Annotated in this window: 18 protein-coding genes; 9 read left to right on the top strand and 9 right to left on the bottom strand. The window is 68.4% G+C overall.

Annotation, left to right across the window (positions count from 1 at the left end; all coding sequences use genetic code 11):
• Window positions 1-157: 157 nt before the first annotated feature.
• Complete coding sequence (locus tag ACFZDJ_RS07890; protein WP_391056996.1) at window positions 158-1,495, bottom strand: MATE family efflux transporter; 1,338 nt, start codon at window positions 1,493-1,495, stop codon at window positions 158-160.
• 459 nt (window positions 1,496-1,954) lie between these two features.
• Between ACFZDJ_RS07890 and dnaB the strand changes: the two genes are divergently transcribed.
• The gene (gene dnaB, locus ACFZDJ_RS07885) at window positions 1,955-3,430 is read left to right on the top strand and encodes a replicative DNA helicase (RefSeq protein ID WP_054236456.1); all 1,476 of its coding nucleotides are present in this window, start codon (window positions 1,955-1,957) and stop codon (window positions 3,428-3,430) included.
• Between the two features lie 93 nt (window positions 3,431-3,523).
• Complete coding sequence (locus tag ACFZDJ_RS07880; protein WP_384913724.1) at window positions 3,524-4,909, top strand: serine hydrolase domain-containing protein; 1,386 nt, start codon at window positions 3,524-3,526, stop codon at window positions 4,907-4,909.
• 62 nt (window positions 4,910-4,971) lie between these two features.
• Here ACFZDJ_RS07880 and ACFZDJ_RS07875 read toward each other — a convergent pair whose 3' ends face one another.
• Window positions 4,972-5,424 carry a GNAT family N-acetyltransferase gene (locus ACFZDJ_RS07875; RefSeq protein ID WP_390932638.1) on the bottom strand — a complete coding sequence of 151 codons (453 nt, stop codon included), beginning with the start codon at window positions 5,422-5,424 and terminating at the stop codon, window positions 4,972-4,974.
• Window positions 5,425-5,494: 70 nt separating this feature from the next.
• Window positions 5,495-5,953 carry a MarR family transcriptional regulator gene (locus ACFZDJ_RS07870; protein ID WP_390932636.1) on the bottom strand — a complete coding sequence of 153 codons (459 nt, stop codon included), beginning with the start codon at window positions 5,951-5,953 and terminating at the stop codon, window positions 5,495-5,497.
• Between the two features lie 141 nt (window positions 5,954-6,094).
• On the opposite strand from ACFZDJ_RS07870, the gene ACFZDJ_RS07865 reads away from it, so the two are divergent.
• Window positions 6,095-7,303: an MFS transporter gene (locus ACFZDJ_RS07865; protein ID WP_391056993.1), complete on the top strand. Its 1,209-nt coding sequence runs from the start codon at window positions 6,095-6,097 to the stop codon at window positions 7,301-7,303.
• Window positions 7,304-7,398: 95 nt separating this feature from the next.
• The gene (locus ACFZDJ_RS07860) at window positions 7,399-7,821 is read left to right on the top strand and encodes a heme-binding protein (RefSeq protein ID WP_391056990.1); all 423 of its coding nucleotides are present in this window, start codon (window positions 7,399-7,401) and stop codon (window positions 7,819-7,821) included.
• A 109-nt stretch (window positions 7,822-7,930) separates the two neighbouring features.
• On the opposite strand, the gene ACFZDJ_RS07855 is transcribed toward ACFZDJ_RS07860, so the two are convergent.
• The gene (locus ACFZDJ_RS07855; RefSeq protein WP_390932630.1) at window positions 7,931-8,797 is read right to left on the bottom strand and encodes a GNAT family N-acetyltransferase; all 867 of its coding nucleotides are present in this window, start codon (window positions 8,795-8,797) and stop codon (window positions 7,931-7,933) included.
• Between the two features lie 178 nt (window positions 8,798-8,975).
• Here ACFZDJ_RS07855 and ACFZDJ_RS07850 point away from each other — a divergent pair, with 178 nt between their 5' ends.
• Together ACFZDJ_RS07850 and ACFZDJ_RS07845 are read left to right on the top strand one after the other, a co-directional pair.
• Entirely contained in the window at window positions 8,976-9,608 is a 633-nt protein-coding gene (locus ACFZDJ_RS07850) for an HAD-IB family phosphatase (RefSeq protein ID WP_391056988.1), read from the top strand.
• A gap of 397 nt (window positions 9,609-10,005) precedes the next feature.
• The gene (locus tag ACFZDJ_RS07845) at window positions 10,006-11,793 is read left to right on the top strand and encodes a globin domain-containing protein (RefSeq protein ID WP_391056985.1); all 1,788 of its coding nucleotides are present in this window, start codon (window positions 10,006-10,008) and stop codon (window positions 11,791-11,793) included.
• A gap of 47 nt (window positions 11,794-11,840) precedes the next feature.
• Here ACFZDJ_RS07845 and ACFZDJ_RS07840 read toward each other — a convergent pair whose 3' ends face one another.
• The 5 genes from ACFZDJ_RS07840 to ACFZDJ_RS07820 form a co-directional block, all read right to left on the bottom strand.
• Window positions 11,841-12,323, bottom strand: a complete 483-nt coding sequence (locus ACFZDJ_RS07840; protein ID WP_054236463.1) for an NUDIX domain-containing protein — start codon at window positions 12,321-12,323, stop codon at window positions 11,841-11,843.
• A 116-nt stretch (window positions 12,324-12,439) separates the two neighbouring features.
• Window positions 12,440-13,345 (bottom strand): LysR family transcriptional regulator, encoded by a 906-nt coding sequence (locus ACFZDJ_RS07835; RefSeq protein WP_168509625.1) that lies wholly within the window; start codon window positions 13,343-13,345, stop codon window positions 12,440-12,442.
• A gap of 249 nt (window positions 13,346-13,594) precedes the next feature.
• Complete coding sequence (locus ACFZDJ_RS07830) at window positions 13,595-14,740, bottom strand: cystathionine gamma-lyase (RefSeq protein ID WP_391056982.1); 1,146 nt, start codon at window positions 14,738-14,740, stop codon at window positions 13,595-13,597.
• The gene (locus ACFZDJ_RS07825) at window positions 14,737-15,228 is read right to left on the bottom strand and encodes a low molecular weight protein-tyrosine-phosphatase (protein ID WP_390932622.1); all 492 of its coding nucleotides are present in this window, start codon (window positions 15,226-15,228) and stop codon (window positions 14,737-14,739) included. The genes ACFZDJ_RS07830 and ACFZDJ_RS07825 overlap by 4 nt, the downstream gene beginning before the upstream one ends.
• 9 nt (window positions 15,229-15,237) lie before the next feature.
• Window positions 15,238-15,618, bottom strand: a complete 381-nt coding sequence (locus tag ACFZDJ_RS07820; RefSeq protein WP_054236467.1) for a phage holin family protein — start codon at window positions 15,616-15,618, stop codon at window positions 15,238-15,240.
• 99 nt (window positions 15,619-15,717) lie between these two features.
• On the opposite strand from ACFZDJ_RS07820, the gene ACFZDJ_RS07815 reads away from it, so the two are divergent.
• The 3 genes from ACFZDJ_RS07815 (at window position 15,718) to ACFZDJ_RS07805 (ending at window position 17,554) form a co-directional block, all read left to right on the top strand.
• Window positions 15,718-16,035: a cupin domain-containing protein gene (locus ACFZDJ_RS07815; protein WP_391056980.1), complete on the top strand. Its 318-nt coding sequence runs from the start codon at window positions 15,718-15,720 to the stop codon at window positions 16,033-16,035.
• A gap of 165 nt (window positions 16,036-16,200) precedes the next feature.
• Complete coding sequence (locus ACFZDJ_RS07810) at window positions 16,201-16,413, top strand: DUF5326 family protein (RefSeq protein ID WP_101399033.1); 213 nt, start codon at window positions 16,201-16,203, stop codon at window positions 16,411-16,413.
• A 343-nt stretch (window positions 16,414-16,756) separates the two neighbouring features.
• Window positions 16,757-17,554, top strand: a complete 798-nt coding sequence (locus ACFZDJ_RS07805; protein ID WP_390933093.1) for a helix-turn-helix domain-containing protein — start codon at window positions 16,757-16,759, stop codon at window positions 17,552-17,554.
• Window positions 17,555-17,597 lie beyond the last annotated feature (43 nt).

Here is a 17,597-nt window from a genome sequence, read left to right as displayed (position 1 = left end):
GAAGGCTAGGGGTAGGCGAGGGCAGGAACGGGGGCGTGGGGCGACGGCCAGAGCGAGGGGCAGGGGCGGGGGCAGGGCCAGGTCGGGTTGGCTGGCCGTTTCGGCCGTTTCACGTGAAACGGCCGGTGTGCTGGTTTGAAACGGCCGGTGTGCTGGTTCAGCGCGTCGCGCCCGTGACGATCCAGCGTCCCGAGCGGGAGCGCAGCCACAGGGTCAGCATCCGCACCGTCATCATCAGCGTCATCGCTCCCCAGAGCGCGGTGAGCCCGCCCCCGAGCGTGGGCACCAGCAGTGCCACGGGAGTGAAGAGCGCCAGGGTGAGCAGCATGGCCCACGCCAGGTAGGGTCCGTCTCCCGCGCCCATCAGGACTCCGTCCAGGACGAAGACGACCCCGCTGATCGGTTGTGAGACGGCCACCAGAACCAGGGCGGGAAGCGCCGTGCTCTGGACGGCCGAGTCGCTGGTGAACAGGGGAAGGAAGATCGGGCGGGCGGCGATCACCAGCAGGCCGAGGACGACGCCGGAGGCGATGCCCCACTGGACCATGCGGCGGCAGGCCTCGCGAGCACCCTGAGCGTCGTTCGCACCGAGATAGCGTCCGATGATGGCCTGTCCGGCGATGGCGATCGCGTCGAGCGCGAAGGCGAGCAGACTCCACAGGGACAGGATGATCTGGTGTGCGGCCATGTCGGCGTCCCCGAGTCGTGCGGCGACAGCCGTGGCGATCATGAGGATCGTCCTCAGCGACAGCGTGCGCACGAGCAGGGGCGCACCGGCCTGAGCGCAGGCCCGTATCCCGGCGGCGGCCGGGCGTAGCGAGGCCCCGTGCTTTCGGGCTCCGCGGACGACGACGAAGAGATACACCGCGGCCATACCGAACTGGGCGATGACGGTGCCCCAGGCGGAGCCGGCGATACCCAGTCCGGCGCCGTAGACGAGGCCCGCGTTGAGCGCGGCGTTGGCGACGAAGCCCCCGACGGCGACATAGAGAGGGGTCTTCGTGTCCTGCAGCCCGCGCAGGACCCCGGTGGACGCGAGCACGATGAGCATCGCGGGGATGCCGAGCGAGGAGATGCGCAGATAGGTCGTCGCGTACGGGGCCGCGGTGTGCGAGGCGCCGAAGAGTTCCACAAGGGCGGGTGCCGTGGGCAGGACGGTGGCTATCACGACCGCGCCGAGCAGCAGTGCGAGCCAGATGCCGTCCATGCCCTGGCGTATCGCAGCCCGCAGATCACCGGCGCCGACCCGTCGGGCGACGGCGGCGGTGGTGGCGTACGCGAGGAAGACGAAGACGCTGACGGCGGTCGTGAGAAGGGCGGAAGCGACACCGAGGCCGGCCAGTTGCGCGGTGCCGAGGTGTCCGACGATGGCGCTGTCGGCCATCACGAAAAGAGGCTCGGCGACGAGTGCGCCGAAGGCCGGAACGGCCAGCGCGACGATCTCTCGGTCGTGCCGACGTCGGGCGGCCTCGGGTGCCGGGGGAGCCTGTGTCATGGGCACCAATCTAATCTTCCACAGGTAAGAGATGCAACGTGATAGTGACCATTACCCGCGCTCGTGTCGGGCGTGTCGCCGTGTACCGTTTGCAGCGATCTTGGTCCGACCGGGAAAGTTTTTCTTCTGCACAGCCGGTGGATGGTAAACAGGCAGGTCAGGGCGGTTTCCTTCGAGTGGTTGAGGGCTTGTTCACAGGCCTGTCCACCGGGTCGTGCACAGGTTTTGTGGAGTTCTCCACAGCATCCGGGCCGTCGTCCACATGGCCTGTGGATAACCAGATTGGCTGACGGTGCCCGCGGGCCTAACGTGGTGCGGCGCCCGCTCTCTTTTCTGCCCTCGGAAACCTCGCAAAACCGACGTGTCAGAACCGGAGTTGGGCCTCTTATTTGTCAGTGCCGTGCCGTAGAAATGAAAGGCACGGTTAGGTCCGCTCGGCGGACGGGAGGAGGTGGCTCGGTGAGTATTTCCGAGCCCTTGGACGACCCGTGGGCCGACAGCGGTCCCAGTGATCGTCTGCCCGCTTCCCGCCGAGGCCGCGAGGGTGGCCGGGGCCGCGACGAACAGCACGACCGTGACCGGGACAACGGGCCGTGGGAAGGCGGAGGTTCGTCCTTCGAACGCGTACCTCCCCAGGACCTCGACGCCGAGCAGTCCGTTCTCGGTGGCATGCTCCTGTCCAAGGACGCCATCGCCGACGTCGTCGAGGTCATCAAGGGCCACGACTTCTACCGTCCCGCGCACGAGACCATCTACACCGCGATCCTCGATCTGTACGCGAAGGGCGAGCCGGCCGACCCGATCACGGTCGCAGCCGAGCTCACCAAGCGAGGTGAGATCACCAAGGTCGGTGGTGCCTCGTATCTGCACACCCTCGTCCAGACGGTCCCCACGGCGGCGAACGCCGAGTACTACGCGGAGATCGTCCATGAGCGCGCGGTCCTGCGCCGCCTGGTCGAGGCCGGCACGCGCATCACACAGATGGGATACGCGGCCGACGGCGACGTGGACGAGATCGTCAACACCGCCCAGGCCGAGATCTACGCGGTCACCGAGCAGCGCACCACCGAGGACTACCTGCCGCTCGGCGACATCATGGAGGGCGCGCTCGACGAGATCGAGGCGATCGGTTCACGGTCGGGCGAGATGACCGGTGTACCGACCGGCTTCACCGACCTCGACTCCCTCACGAACGGTCTGCACCCGGGCCAGATGATCATCATCGCGGCTCGTCCCGCCATGGGTAAGTCGACGCTGGCGCTGGACTTCGCACGGGCCTGTTCGATCAAGCACAACATGCCCAGCGTGATCTTCTCGCTCGAAATGGGGCGCAACGAGATCGCGATGCGTCTGCTGTCGGCCGAGGCCCGCGTGGCCCTGCACCACATGCGCTCCGGCACGATGACCGACGAGGACTGGACGCGGCTCGCGCGCCGGATGCCCGACGTCTCGGCCGCGCCGCTCTACATCGACGACTCCCCGAACCTGTCCATGATGGAGATCCGCGCCAAGTGCCGGCGCCTCAAGCAGCGCGCCGATCTGAAGCTCGTCGTCATCGACTATCTGCAACTGATGCAGTCGGGCGGCAAGCGGTCCGAGAGTCGGCAGCAGGAGGTCTCCGACATGTCGCGAAACCTGAAGCTGCTGGCCAAGGAGCTGGAGCTGCCGGTGATCGCGCTCTCGCAGCTCAACCGTGGTCCCGAACAGCGCACGGACAAGAAGCCCATGGTCTCCGACCTGCGTGAATCCGGATCGATCGAGCAGGACGCGGACATGGTGATCCTGCTGCACCGTGAGGATGCCTACGAGAAGGAGTCACCGCGCGCGGGCGAGGCGGACATCATCGTCGGCAAGCACCGTAATGGCCCGACGGCCACGATCACCGTGGCCTTCCAGGGCCACTACTCGCGCTTCGTGGACATGGCACAGACCTGATCCGCCCTCCCCTGGGCGCGGTGTGGAAGACATGCGCCCGGTCTTCGGGGAAATGCACTCGACGTGCGGTGCCCGGCCGGGTGGACTGAGGGCATGACGACACCTCAGGAAAAGCTCCTTCCCGGCACACGCCGGGCTCTGTTGCACCGCATCGCCGCCGCTCAGGCCGAGGGGCGGGCGCCGTCGCTGGTCGCGGCGGTCGTCCGGGGCGGGGAGCCGGTGTGGCACGGGTCGCGCACCTCGGTGGACGGGCACGGACCGGACGAGAACGTGCAGTACCGGATCGGTTCGATCACCAAGACCTTCACGGCCGTGCTGGTGCTGCGGCTGCGCGACGAGGGACTGCTCGACCTGGGCGACCCGCTGGAGAAGCATCTGCCGGGCACCGGTGCGGGGGAGGCCACCATCGCCCAACTCCTCACGCACACCGGCGGGCTGGCGGCCGAGACGCCTGGGCCCTGGTGGGAACGCACACCCGGTTCGCTGCGTCCCGAGCTCTCCGACGTGCTCGGTGAGCAGCCCTTCCTGCATCCGGCCGGGCGGCTGCACCACTATTCGAACCCCGGCTACACCCTGCTGGGCGCACTGATCGAGGAACTGCGGGGAGTCCCCTGGGAAGAGGCCCTGCGGCGCGAGGTGCTCGACCCGCTCGGACTGCACCGCACGAGTGGGCAGCCCCAGGCACCCCACGCGGGTGGCTGGGCCGTGCATCCATGGGCGGACGTCATGATGCCGGAGCCCGCCGAGGACCTCGGCCGAATGGCTCCGGCCGGGCAACTGTGGTCCACCACGGGGGACTTGGCCCGCTTCGCCGTCTTCCTGGCCACGGGGCACGCGGCGGTGCTCAGCGTGGAGTCCCTGCGGGAGATGCGCACGCCCGCGGCCCCCTTGGAAGCCGACCAGCTCGCCTCGGGAGACTCCTACGGGCTGGGACTGCAGGTGCTGCATCGGTCGGGCCGGATCCTGGTGGGTCACTCAGGGTCTCTGCCCGGCTTCCTCGCGGCGCTCGCGATCGGCGTGGAGGACGACGTGGCGGCGGTGGTGCTGGCCAACTGCACCTCCGGTCCGCGGGCGCTGACCGTGGCCACCGATCTTGTACGGATCGTCGCCGAGGCCGAGCCGCGGATTCCCGAGCCATGGCGTCCGGCCGCAGAAGTCGATCAGTCCGTCCTGGAGTTGGCCGGCCCCTGGTACTGGGGTACCCAGGCGTGCGCGCTGCGTCTGAGGGCCGATGGCATGGTCGAGCTGGGCCCGCTGGCCGGGGGTGGCCGCGGGTCGCGCTTCCGGCCGAACGGTGATGGGACCTGGACGGGGCTCGACGGCTACTACACGGGGGAGCCGCTACGGGCCGTACGGCGCCCGGACGGGTCCCTGAGTCACCTCGACCTCGGGTCGTTCGTCTTCACGCGTCAGCCGTACGACGAGGGCGCTCCTGTGCCGGGAGGAGTGGACCCCGAGGGATGGCGAGGGATTCAGTAGCCGCTGTCCTGCTGCGGGGGGTCTGTTTCACGTGAAACAGACCCCCCGCGTACACAGGTGGCTCAGAGCGCCAGCTTGAAGCCCACGTGTGAGGCCGTGAAGCCGAGCCGCTCGTAGAAGCGGTGGGCGTCAGTGCGGGTGGCGTCGGAGGTCAGCTCGACCAACTGGCATCCCTGGCTCCGGGATTCTTCGATCGCCCACTCGATGAACTGGGAGCCGAGGCCGCTGCCGCGCTCGTCGGAGTGGATGCGCACGCCTTCGATGAGGGAGCGGGTCGAGCCCTTGCGGGACAGCCCGGGTATGACCGTGAGCTGCAGGGTGCCGACGACGCGTCCCTCACGCACCGCGACCACCAGGTGCTGATTCGGGTCGGCGCTCAGCCGCTCGAGCGCGGCCAGGTAGGGGGTCAGGTCGTCGGGTGACTCCCGCTGGGCGCCGAGCGGATCATCGGCGAGCATCGCGACGATGGCGGGGACATCGTCCGAAGCTGCCGGTCGAATCTCAAGATCTCCCATGGCCACAGCGTATCCAGGCCCTGTGCGGGCTGTGCGGGCGCCCGGCGGGGGACGGGAGGTCGTCCCCTGCCTAGGCGGACACGCTCGCCGACTCCACTGCACGGACCAGTGGGGCCAGTTCGGGGGACTTGGCCGCTTCGTCGAGCGCCTCGCGCAGGGCGCTGTCATTGGTGGGCCGCGCCTCTTCGAGGAGCTTGAGGCCGGCCTCGCTGACATTCGTGTAGATGCCGCGGCGATCGGTCGGGCACAGATAGCGGGCGAGCAGACCACGGTCCTCGAGTCGGGTGACGAGCCGTGTGGTGGCGCTCTGACTGAGCACGACCGCGTCCGCGACCTGCTTCATCTGCAAGTGACCGCCCTCGCCGTCGTGCTGTCGGCTGAGCACGTCGAGCAGGGAGTACTCCCGCACGCTGAGGTCGTGCTTGGTCTGCAGGGCGCGCTCGATGTGGGCCTCGATCCTCCCGTGCAGCAGGGAGAGGGCGCACCACCCCTGAGCAAGGGCGGTGAGCGCGGGGTCCGTGGCTGTCATGGCGTGTTCCTCCGTCCCGGAGCGGCTGACACCAGGGTAGAGCACGAGCGCAATAGTCCGCTCTTGCGTATAGCCCGCGTATGCAACTATTGTGAACGCACGCAAAGTGCTCCTGCAATCGTTTGGGAAGGTGTCCCCACCATGCCTCTCGCGCTTCTGGCCCTCGCGATCGGGGCCTTCGGAATCGGAACCACCGAGTTCGTGATCATGGGTGTGCTGCCCGAGGTCGCCGGTGACTTCGGTGTCTCCATCCCCATGGCCGGACTGCTGGTGACCGGCTACGCCCTCGGCGTGGTGATCGGCGCCCCGATCATGACCGCGCTCGGCACGAAGGTGTCCCGCAAGCGGATGCTGATGCTGCTGATGGGGCTGTTCGTCGTCGGTAACCTGCTCTCCGCCGTCGCCCCGGCCTTCGGGCTGATGCTGGCGGGCCGAGTCGTCGCCTCTCTCGCCCACGGCGCCTTCTTCGGTATCGGATCGGTCGTCGCCGCCGAGCTTGTCGCGCCGGAGAAGAAGGCCGGGGCGATCGCCATGATGTTCAGCGGCCTCACCATCGCCAATGTGGTCGGTGTCCCCCTGGGCACGTTGATCGGGCAGTCCGCGGGCTGGCGGGTCACCTTCGCCGGAGTCGCCGCGCTCGGAGTGATCGGGCTGCTCGGTATCGCCAAGCTGGTCCCCGAGATGCCGAAGCCCGAGGGCGTACATCTCCGCCACGAGCTCGCCGCCTTCAAGAACGTCCAGGTCCTGCTCGCCATGGCGATGACCGTGCTCGGCTTCGGAGGCGTCTTCGCGGCCATCACCTACATCGCGCCGATGATGACCCACGTCGCCGGCTTCGCCGACACCTCCGTCACCTGGCTGCTGGTCCTCTTCGGCCTCGGCATGGTCGGCGGAAACCTCATCGGCGGCAGGTTCGCCGACCGCGCCCTGATGCCGATGCTGTACGTGTCCCTGGGCGGCCTCGCCATCGTGCTCGCCCTGTTCACCGTGACCGCGCACAACAAGATCCTGGCGGCCCTCACGATCGCGCTGATCGGCGCCCTCGGGTTCGCGACCGTGCCGCCGCTGCAGAAGCGCGTCCTCGACCAGGCGCACGGCGCCCCCACCCTGGCCTCGGCCGTGAACATCGGTGCCTTCAACCTCGGCAACGCCCTCTCGGCCTGGCTCGGTGGCCTCGTCATCGCAGCCGGCCTCGGTTACACCGCCCCCAACTGGGTCGGCGCGGTGCTCGCCGCGGGAGCCCTGGTCCTCGCCGTCGTCTCGGCAGCCCTGGAGCGCCGAGCCGATGCCGCCGGCACCGTCGCGGACGCGAGCGCGCCCATCGAGCAGCGGACCGCCGTCCACCACTGAGCCACTGAGCCACCGAGTAGCAGCCGGCCCCTCACGGCTGAGCCCAGCCCCCTGATCGGCCACGGCCGAACAGCACCTCAAGGAGAAAGTCCCTCATGACCACCACCGTCGCCGTTGCTCCGCTGACCATCCAGGACGCCGAGGTCCTCGTCTCTGCGGCCCATCGCGCCGCCGAGGCCGCCGGGGTCACGGTCAGCGTCACCGTCCTCGACGCGGGCGGCCATCTGCTCGCCTTCCGGCGTGACGACCGCGCCGTACTGATTTCCGGCGAGACCAGCACGCGCAAGGCCTACACGGCCCTCCAGCTGGACTCCGCCACCAGGGAACTGGTCGACGCGGTCCAGCCCGGCGGCCTTTTCCACACCCTGCCCACCGCGCTCGACCGTCCGCTCCTGTTCATCGCGGGCGGTGTTCCGGTCCGTCGCGACGGTCGTCTGATCGGGGCGATCGGGGTCGGTGGCGGAGCGCCCGACCAGGACCACGACTTCGCCACGGCGGCGGTGGAGACGCTCGTCTGACCGCACCCGCGTAGAGAAGTGCCGGTCCCCCACAGACATCGGGGACCGGCGCTTCTCTACGCGGTGAGCGACTCTCTGCGCGATGGACGCGACTGCGCCCCGGCGGCTCTCAGCCCGCTGCCACGGTGAGCGGAGCGAAGCGTCGCGTCCAGTCCCCGGGCAACTCCGAGATCCCGTACGTCATCACCGCGTTGAAGCTCGTGGGCTCCAGGCCGTGTTCCTTCGCCCAGGACAGCAGCTCTTCGTGCCGTACGTCGATGTCGGTGCGCAGCGTGCGGTCGGTGTGGGCGGCGAGCGAAGTGATGAGTGCCTTCGCCGTCTCGGTGTCACGGGCGATCAGTGGACCCACCACATGGGTGTCCATGTTGGGCCAGGCCGCCGCGTAGCCGATGATCCGGCCGTTCTCCACGGCGACGCGCAGCTGGTCGGAGAAGGCGGGCAGCCGTGTGATCACATGGGTGCGGTCGGAGCCGAAGACCTCCGCGTCGAGCCGAAGGATCGTGGTGAGGTCCTCGGCGGTGGCCGGGCGCGTGGCCACCTTCGGGTCCGGCCCGCCAGGGGCGAAGTGTCCACGGACCATCTCGGCGCGGCCCGTGACCTTGAAGCCCAGCTCCTCGTAGAGCGGTCGGCCATAAGGAGTCGCGTGCAGGGTCAGCGGGATGGTGCCCATCTCTGCCACGACGTGCCGCATCAGCCGTCGGCCGACACCCTGGCGGGCGTGCCGCTCGGCGACCAGCACCATTCCGATCGCCCCCAGTTCGAGCCTCTCCGGCGTTCCGTACTCGGTCACGACGCAGGCGGTGACAAGACCGCCGTCGGGGTCGTCGATGCCGTAGCCCGTCCCGGCGGTGAGGAGCAGACCCCACTTGTGTTCCTCACGGGGCCACCCCCGGTTCTCTGACAAATCGGCGCAGGCGGTGAGATCGCGAAGCGTCAGTCGGCGGATGGGCAGAACGGCGGGGGAAGGTGTCGACACGCAGGTCAGGCTGTCTGACATACACCCCTGGCGTCCACCTGTTTGCCCAGGGACCTATGCGCTTTTGGCCATGTCATGCCCCGTGTGCGGCATGGGGACAGCGACGCTTCCCACAGCACACGGACAGATGTTTCACGTGAAACGGCGAAGAGTGCCCGGACCGCTAACCTCGGCTTCCATGCCACGCCTTCATCTCTTCGACCTTGATGGAACGCTGCTGTACGGGAGTTCCGCGCCCCAGGAGATCTCACGGCAGATCGGTCTGGAGGCCGAGACCGTTGCGCTTGACCAAGCGATCTCGGCAGGACGGATCGGTCCGCCGGAGTACGCCACACAGGTGCATGCCTTGTGGGCGGATCTCAGGGAGGAACATGTGGCGGCGGCCTTCGAGGGCGCGCCGTGGCTGTCCGGCATCGAGGATGTCTGGGCGGAGATCAGAGACAAGGGCGACTACTGCGCCGTCGTCTCCCTCTCGCCCTCGTTCTTCGTCGAGCGACTGACGGCGTGGGGTGCGCATGCGGCATACGGTTCGCGCTTTCCCGCTCTGCCGTTCAGCGAGCCCGTTGATCTCGCGGGCATTCTCAGTGCCGCGGCGAAGGTGCAGATCGCGGACCGACTCTGTGAAGAGTTCGGGGTGATGCGGGCGGATTGCGTCGCCTATGGCGACTCGCTGTCCGACAAGGACCTGTTCGAGACGGTGCCGGTATCCGTCGCGGTCAATGCGGATCGGCATCTGGCGGGCCTTGCCACGCACTCCTACATGGGACGGGACCTGTGGGATGCCTATGAATTGGTCCGACGCGCCTTGTAATTACGGCAGTTGAGAGTGGGCCGTCGCTTCTTCGGGCGGAAGGAAGGCGGTACTTGTGTGTGGGGCGGCTGCCGGTATGGTCGACTCCGGTTCGCGTCCGTCGTGATGTACGCACGTCTCGTGGGGCACGAACGCAGGCCAATGCAGCGTAACGGGACGGAGAGATCGAAGACCCGCATTTTCCGTTATGCGGCCGGGTGTTGACTCGGAGTGGGATGCTGCGGTGAGAGCGGTGCGGTCAATGTCACATTCTCGCCTTACTTGTCCGTACAGAGCGGGAATCCGGGTTAAATGTGGCCGCATTGGCCGGTGGGGACTGAACGGGGCAGGAAAGCAAGTCGTCTACGGGGGAAAGTAGGCATCTTCCGACCGCGGAAGTGCGCAGACCGACCGAAAGATGTTCGAGGCGAGGCACACCATGGACGCTCCGACCACCACGTCGGCCGACAACGGCACTTCCGGAGGCAATGGCGGGGGCGGCTGGTTCACGCCGCGCAAGGAACCACTGCCGTCCGGTGGGGAGAGAGAGCCCGCCGACGGCCGCCGTCTGGCAGCGATGCGCCCGGTCGGCCGACCCGTAGCGGGTCGGGGAACGACAGAGCAGGAACGAATATCCTCCGCCGTGGAGGCGGAGGCGACTTCCCAGCAGGCCGCGCCCACTGAGGCCCCACGCCCCGAGCCGGAGCCCGCCCACGCATCCGCTCGGCCGCTGTCAGGCCCGGCCGGGCCCGACCACGGCGCTGCGCAGTCCGATGCCGGCCCGGAGCAGTCCGTGTTCGGACGGGAGTGGACAGATCTCGGGCGTGAGCAGTCCGGCCCCGGCCCGCAGCCGCGTGTACCCGCCCAGGAGCAGCGCCCTGCCGAGCCTCGGGTCCCGGTACAGGAGCAGCGGTTCCATGAGCCTCCCGCTCCCTTTGACAGGCCGCGGTCGCCCGAGCCTCTCGAGCCCTTTCAGAAGCCGCCGTCGCCCGAGCCTCCCGCGTTGCGTCAGACGTCCCCGCTGCCCGCGTCGGGACCGTCCGGCCCGGATCCGCGGATGCCCGCCCAGAGGCCCGCTCCCACTCCGCAGCCGTCTCCGGACGCCGTGCTCATCCGCCGGACCATGGCCGAGGTCGGCCCCGTCGCCGACAAGGTCACTTCTTACTTCTACGCACTGCTCTTCGTGCGCCACCCGGAACTGCGGCCGCTGTTCCCCGCGGCGATGGACACCCAGCGAGACCGACTGCTCAAGGCGCTGCTGACCGCCGCCGAACACATCGACAACACCCCGGTTCTCGTCGACTACCTGCAGAACCTCGGCCGTGGACACCGCAAGTACGGCACCCGGCCCGAGCACTACCCGGCCGTCGGTGAGTGCCTCATCGGTTCGCTCAGCCGGTTTGCCTCGGCGATCTGGGACTTTGAGACCGAGGCGGCCTGGGTGCGCGCGTACACGACGATCTCCCAGGTGATGATCGACGCGGCGGCCGCGGACGAGCTGCGCGCCCCGGCCTGGTGGTACGCCGAGGTCGTCGCGCACGACCTCAGGACGCCGGACATCGCTGTCATCACGGTCCGCCCCGACCAGCCGTACCCGTTCCTCGCCGGGCAGTACACGAGCCTGGAGACGCCGTGGTGGCCGCGCATATGGCGGCACTACTCCTTCGCTTCGGCGCCGCGGTCCGACGGACTGCTGTCGTTCCATGTGAAGGCCGTTCCGGCGGGCTGGGTTTCCAACGCGCTGGTGCACCGCGCCCGTCCCGGCGACATCATCCGGCTCGGGCCGCCGGCCGGATCGATGACCGTCGACCACACCACCGACAACGGACTGCTCTGCCTCGGCGGCGGCACCGGCATCGCGCCCATCAAGGCGCTGGTCGAGGACGTCGCCGAGCATGGGGAGCGGCGGCCGGTCGAGGTCTTCTACGGCGCCCGCACCGATCACGACCTGTACGACATCGACACCATGCTGCGGCTGCAGCAGAGCCACCCATGGCTTGCCGTGCGCCCGGTCGTCGACCAGCATGCGCATCTCCATCTGCCCGACGCCGTACGCGAGTACGGGCCGTGGAACGAGTACGACGCCTATCTCTCGGGGCCGCCCGGCATGATCCGCAGCGGGGTGGACGCTCTGAGGGCAGCGGGCATCCCGTCGGACCGCATACGCCACGACTCGGTCGAGGAACTCGTCGCGGCCGGGGACTGACCGCCCTCACCCGGCAGAGGGGGCCAGGACCCCGGCCCGAAAGAGCCTCAGCCCAGGTCCGGTGCGTGCATCGCCCGTACGCCTTCGATGTTCCCGTCGAGATAGTGCCGCAGGGACAGCGGTACGAGGTGGACGGAGGCGATGCCGACCCGGGTGAACGGCACCCGCACGATCTCGTACTCGCCGCAGGGCTCGTCCACCTCGGGGCCGTGCCGCTGGGACGGATCCATGGACTCCAGACGGCAGACGAAGAAGTGCTGCACTTTCACGCCGGTCGCGCCGCCGTCATCACCGATGTGCTCGACGGTGTCGACGAAGCAGGGCACCACATCGGTGATCTTGGCGCCGAGTTCCTCGTGCACCTCACGATGGAGTGCGTCGACGACAGTCGTGTCTTCCGGTTCGACCCCTCCACCCGGTGTGAGCCAGTAGGGATCGACGCCCGGTTTGGTGCGCTTGATCAAGATCAGGTCGTTGCCATCGAGCAGGATGGCGCGTGCGGTGCGCTTGACCACGGGTCGGACGGTCATGGGAGGAATGTGGCCCGGCTGGTTCCACGTGAAACATCGCGGAGCCCCGAGGGACTCAGGAAGGGCTCAGAAAGCCCCCTGGGAGGCTCAGGGAGCCCGGGAAGGCTCAGGGGGTATCAGGACCAGTCGGCCGCGGCGTGGAGCAGCCAGTCGTGCGCTCGTGCGATGTGCGGCATGGCCAGCGTGCCGGTGCGGACCACCAGGAAGTACGTACGCAGCGGAGGCACCGCCGGGTCGAGAAGCGCGACCACGTCACCCCGTTCCAGGGCTTGGACGCACAGATACCGGGGCAGCACCGCGAGGCCCGCGCCCGTGGCGGCACAGGCGAGCACGGCGCGCAGATCGGGGACGACGACGGTGCCCGAAGCGGCCGGGTGGGAGTCGAAGACGGACGCCCAGTAGCGGGCGACGAGCGGTAGCGACTCGTGCACTTCGACCACGGGGAAGTTCTCCAATGCCGACGAGCCCTTTCGACGGAGCTTTCCGGCACCTATGCGGGCGGCCCAGCGCGGGGCGGCGACCAGCACGTGCTCCTCGTCGCAGAGCGGAGTCGCGGTGAGCAGGGTGCCGCGGGGACGGGCCGTGGTGATGGCCAGATCATGATGTCCGGCGGCGAGCCCTTCCAGTGTCTCCTCGGCGTTGCCGAAGGAGGCGCGCAGCGCGAAACCCTGGCCGTCCTCGCCCGTCAGCTCCGTGAGCGCGGGCAGCGCCCGCTCGGCCGTGAACTCGGGTGGCCCGGCCAGATGCAGGGTGCGCAGTGACGAGTCCTCGTCGAGTCCGGTCTCGGCGATCTCCACCAGGGCGTCGAGATGAGGCGCGGCCTTGTGGGCGAGCTCGTCACCGATCGTCGTGGGGGTCACCCCGCGGGCCTGGCGAAGGAAGAGCGGTCGCCCCAACTGCCGCTCCAATGTGCGGATCTGTGAGGTGACGGCAGGCTGCGAGAGACCGAGCAGCGCGGCGGCGCGAGTGAAGGAACCGGCCCGGTGCACGGTCAGAAATGTGCGCAGCAGGGCCAAATCCATGGTGCCCCTCCCCTCCCAGCACCTCCGACCGAGCCCCAACTATAAATAAGTCGATAGGTCTCTGTCGCTACTGTGATTGGACACTGACACAGAGTCAACTAGCCTTGTTCGCGCGGTTCTTCGCGTACAGAACCGGGACGGTCCGAGCCACGAGGGGGGAGGCTCGGACCGTCCGTCGTACGTAGCGATGTACTAAGCCGACCGCCTGAATGTATGCCGCAGCGTACTCACCGGTCGTTCAGGGACGGGTCACTCCGCGGATTCGTCGAGCGCACGCAGTACGTCCGCCATCAGGTCCTCGGGGTCCTCGGCGCCGGCCGAGAAACGGATGAAGCCCTCCGGCACCGCGTCGCCGCCCCACCGGCCGCGCCGCTCGGCGGTGGACCGTACCCCGCCGAAACTCGTCGCGTCGTCCACCAGACGCAGCGCGTCGAGGAAACGGTCGGCACGCGCGCGTGTGGGCAGCGTGAAGGACACCACGCATCCGAAGCGCCGCATCTGCTGCGAGGCGATCTTGTGCGAGGGATCGTCGGACAGTCCCGGATAACGCAGCCCGGTCACCTCGGGCCGACCGCGCAGCGCCTCGGCGATCACCAGGGCGTTGGCGTTCTGCCGGTCGGCGCGCAGCTGGAGTGTGGCGAGGGAGCGATGGGCCAGCCAGGCCTCCATGGGCCCGGGGATCGCTCCGACGATCTTCCGCCAGCGCCGCACCGGCGCCATCAGGTCGGCGTCGAGCGCGGTGACGTATCCGAGGAGGATGTCGCCGTGCCCGGTGAGCATCTTGGTGCCGCTGGCGACCGAGAAGTCGGCGCCCAGCTCCAGCGGGCGCTGCCCGAGCGGGGTCGCCAGGGTGTTGTCGACCGCGACGAGGGTGCCCTGCGCGTGGGCCGCCGCGACGAGCCGTCGTACGTCGCAGACGTCGAGCCCCGGGTTCGACGGGGTCTCGATCCACAGCAGCTTCGCGCCGTCGAGCACCTCTAGCTGGGCGTCGCCGCCGGTCGGGGCGGTGCGTACCTCGATGCCGTACGCGGTGAGCTGCTCGCGCACCAGCGGCAACACCTGGTAGCCGTCGACGGGCAGGACCACCACGTCTCCGGCCTTCAGCTGGGAGAAGAGCACCGCCGAGACGGCGGCCATCCCGGAGGGGAAGGCGAGCGTCGTGACACCGTCCTGCCCGGGCGCCTCCAACTCGCCGATGGCGCGCTCCAGGAGCGTCCAGGTCGGGTTCTCGTCACGACCGTAGGTGTACGGTCCGGTCGGATCGCCCGGCAGATGGAAGTGCGCGGCGAAGACCGGGCCCGGAAGCGTCGGCTCGTATTTGACGGGGTCGGGCAGCCCCGCCCGTACCGCTCGCGTGCCGTCGCCGCTTCCCGTGACGAAATCCCCTGACGTCATGCTGCCCGTCCCTCCAGTTCTTGCTGTACAGCGGCGAGCAGTCCGGGGCTCGCCGCCTCCACCATCTCAAGACATTCCTCGAAGCCGTCCATGGGTCCGTAATACGGATCGGGGACGTCCAGGTCGTTGCCCGCCGCGGGGTCGTACGACCGCAGCAGCCGGACCTTCGCCGCGTCCTCGGGAGTGGGCGCGAGCCGGCGCAGGGACTTGAGGTGGCCGGAGTCGAGGGCGATCACGAGGTCGAGGCGGGCGAACCACGAGGCGTGGAACTGGCGGGCCGCATGGCCGCCCTCGTAGCCCGCCGCCTCCAGGACGGCGACGGTGCGCGAGTCCGCACCGTCGCCCTCGTGCCAGCCGCCCGTGCCCGCGCTGTCGACCTCTACCAAGCCGTCGAGTCCGGCCTCTTCTATGCGGGCACGGAAGACGGACTCGGCCATCGGCGAGCGGCAGATGTTGCCGGTACAGACGAAACAGACGCGATAGGACATCGGACGCTCTCAGTCCTCGCCGTCGGGCAGCACGACATTGAGCGCCCACGACACGACCGAGATGATCAGGCCACCCACCACGGCGGTCCAGAAGCCCTCCACATGGAAACTGAGGTCGAGCTTGCCGGCCAGCCACGAGGTGAGCAGCAGCATCAGGGCGTTGACCACGAGAGTGATCAGGCCGAGCGTCAGAATGAAGAGCGGGAAGGTCAGCACCTTCACGACAGGCTTGACCAGGAAGTTCACCAGACCGAAGACCAGGGCGACCACCAGCAGTGTGCCGACCTTCTTGCCGGTGCTGGTCCCTGTCAGGGTGATCTTGTCGAGCAGCCACACCGCGACGGCCAGGGCCCCCGCGTTGGCGATCGTCTTGACTACGAAATTCTTCATGTGTCTGATCGTGGCAGAAGAGATCGACGTGGCAGAAGAGATCGACTGGCGAGCAAGGCTGTGGACACAGCTTTCTGAGCACGGGAGCGGACGAGGGCGATGAAGGCATTCCGGCTGGACGAACTGGAGGCGGAACGCGCCGCCAACGACGGTGCCTACCTGCAGTTCCTGCGCGAACGGAACATGTCGGTCGGCCTGTACGCGCTCGACGCGGGCGATCCCGACCCGCAGAAGCCGCACCAGCAGGACGAGGTGTACTTCGTCGTGAGCGGCCGCGCCTCGATCACGGTCGGCCTGGAGACCACCCAGGTCGCGCGCGGCAGCGTCGTCTACGTACCCGAGGGGGTCGCCCACAAGTTCCACCACATCACCGAGGACCTGCGGGTTCTGGTGGTGTTCTCTCCGCCCGAGAGCTGACGGGGACCTCAGGGTTCCCTAGGGGAACGGTCAGGGGAGGACAAGGGGTGCGAGGCTCCCGTCGGCCCCTTCGCGGCCCTAGCATCGAATGCAGGACATCACAGAACCCGGAATCAGAGTCCCGGACTTGGGGCGACGGGCGTAGAGAGGCTAAGGACAAGGGCGATGCGAGAGATCTTCAGCGGGATGCCGTGGTGGGTGAAGTGGATCGCGGTGCCGGTCATCGCTCTGGTCGTGTTCGGCACGGTGATAGTCAGCGTGCTCAGTGTGTTGATCGGCCTGCTTTTCAAGATCCTGGTCTTCGTCGCCCTCGTCGGCGGATTGATCTACGTAGTACGGAAGTTCATGTCGAGTTCGTCGTCGCGCAGCGACTGGTGAGACACAACCGGGTGAGCGAGGGGTAACGGGCAGGTCGGGAAAGGGAACTCAAGGTTCCCTCGGCCGAGGGAAGTTTTCCGGCGAGGCCGTCTGCATGCGGTGATGGGCGGTTACAGTCCGGAATTCGACGCGGGGACGCCCCCCCCCGCGGGCAGCGCACAGCCCCCTCCCGTGATTCCCCGCACGGGCGGTTCCCCTCGCGCTTCGGGAGTGCCCCTTGGCCACGGTCGACACCGCACCCGCACAATCACCCGCCCCACCCCTCCAGCGGTCCAGCGCTTCCGCGGGGACACGTCTCCCGCCCACTCAACCCCGCACCTCGCCCGCAGAGGCGCGTACCCCCCTGCCGGATGCGCGCACTCCTCCCCTGGAAGCCGTATCGCCGGAGCCGCATCCCACGACCCTGATCGGCTCCGTGCAGCGAGCGATGCGTCTGCTGGAGGCCGTTGCCGCGCGCCAGCACGGAGCCCCCGCGAAGCAGCTCGCCCGGGAGGCCGGGCTCGCGCTGCCGACGGCCTACCACCTGCTGCGGACCCTGGTCCACGAGGGCTATCTCTGCCGTGACAGGGGGCTGTTCTTCCTCGGTGAGGCCGCCGAGCGGTTGGGCAGTAGCGGAGCGCAGCAGAAACGTCGCAGCGCGGTGAGCGAGACGCTCGCCCAGTGGCGCGATTCGATCGGTGCGCCCGTGTACTACGCGGTCTACCGTGACGGCGAGATCGAGGTCATGTGCGTCGCCGACACCCCAGGGAATCCGGCGGTGGAGGAGTGGGCTGACTTCAGGGAGACCGGACACGCCCATGCGATCGGCCAGTGTCTGCTGTCACAGCTCGACGAGAAGGCCCGCCGGGATCATCTCGACCGCTACCCCGTGCAGTCGATCACTCCCTATACGGTGCGTGACAACGTCAGTCTGCTGCGGCGGCTGGAGCGGACGGGGCGGATGGAGCCCGTCATCGAGCGCCAGGAGTACGCGCTGGGCACGGTCTGTGCGGCCCTGCCCATCACGGTCGGCACAACTGCCGCCGCAATGGCCTTTTCTCTCCCACTTCACCAGGCCGATCGACTGCTGCCCACGGCGCGACAATTGCAAGGTGAGATCGGCAGGCTACTGGGGACACTCGCGATCTCTATCAGTATCTGAAAACTCACTCCTTGTGATCTCTTGTGCACGTTGAGCAATATTC

It is taken from the genome of Streptomyces sp. NPDC007896 (assembly GCF_042959425.1).
Lineage (GTDB): Bacteria > Actinomycetota > Actinomycetes > Streptomycetales > Streptomycetaceae > Streptomyces.
The sequence above is the reverse complement of the archived record's forward strand: the minus strand, read 5'-3'. Positions and strand labels throughout refer to the sequence as shown.

Bases quoted from the DNA above. Each gene is read 5' to 3' on its own strand.
- ACFZDJ_RS07840 (WP_054236463.1), bottom strand. From the start codon at position 12,323: ATGACCGTCCGACCCGTGGTCAAGCGCACCGCACGCGCCATCCTGCTC.
- ACFZDJ_RS07880 (WP_384913724.1), top strand. From the start codon at position 3,524: ATGACGACACCTCAGGAAAAGCTCCTTCCCGGCACACGCCGGGCTCTG.
- ACFZDJ_RS07810 (WP_101399033.1), top strand. From the start codon at position 16,201: ATGCGAGAGATCTTCAGCGGGATGCCGTGGTGGGTGAAGTGGATCGCG.
- ACFZDJ_RS07860 (WP_391056990.1), top strand. From the start codon at position 7,399: ATGACCACCACCGTCGCCGTTGCTCCGCTGACCATCCAGGACGCCGAG.
- ACFZDJ_RS07875 (WP_390932638.1), bottom strand. From the start codon at position 5,424: ATGGGAGATCTTGAGATTCGACCGGCAGCTTCGGACGATGTCCCCGCC.
- ACFZDJ_RS07815 (WP_391056980.1), top strand. From the start codon at position 15,718: ATGAAGGCATTCCGGCTGGACGAACTGGAGGCGGAACGCGCCGCCAAC.
- ACFZDJ_RS07820 (WP_054236467.1), bottom strand. From the start codon at position 15,618: ATGAAGAATTTCGTAGTCAAGACGATCGCCAACGCGGGGGCCCTGGCC.
- ACFZDJ_RS07850 (WP_391056988.1), top strand. From the start codon at position 8,976: ATGCCACGCCTTCATCTCTTCGACCTTGATGGAACGCTGCTGTACGGG.
- ACFZDJ_RS07825 (WP_390932622.1), bottom strand. From the start codon at position 15,228: ATGTCCTATCGCGTCTGTTTCGTCTGTACCGGCAACATCTGCCGCTCG.
- ACFZDJ_RS07830 (WP_391056982.1), bottom strand. From the start codon at position 14,740: ATGACGTCAGGGGATTTCGTCACGGGAAGCGGCGACGGCACGCGAGCG.
- ACFZDJ_RS07865 (WP_391056993.1), top strand. From the start codon at position 6,095: ATGCCTCTCGCGCTTCTGGCCCTCGCGATCGGGGCCTTCGGAATCGGA.
- ACFZDJ_RS07890 (WP_391056996.1), bottom strand. From the start codon at position 1,495: ATGACACAGGCTCCCCCGGCACCCGAGGCCGCCCGACGTCGGCACGAC.
- ACFZDJ_RS07845 (WP_391056985.1), top strand. From the start codon at position 10,006: ATGTTCGAGGCGAGGCACACCATGGACGCTCCGACCACCACGTCGGCC.
- ACFZDJ_RS07835 (WP_168509625.1), bottom strand. From the start codon at position 13,345: ATGGATTTGGCCCTGCTGCGCACATTTCTGACCGTGCACCGGGCCGGT.
- ACFZDJ_RS07870 (WP_390932636.1), bottom strand. From the start codon at position 5,953: ATGACAGCCACGGACCCCGCGCTCACCGCCCTTGCTCAGGGGTGGTGC.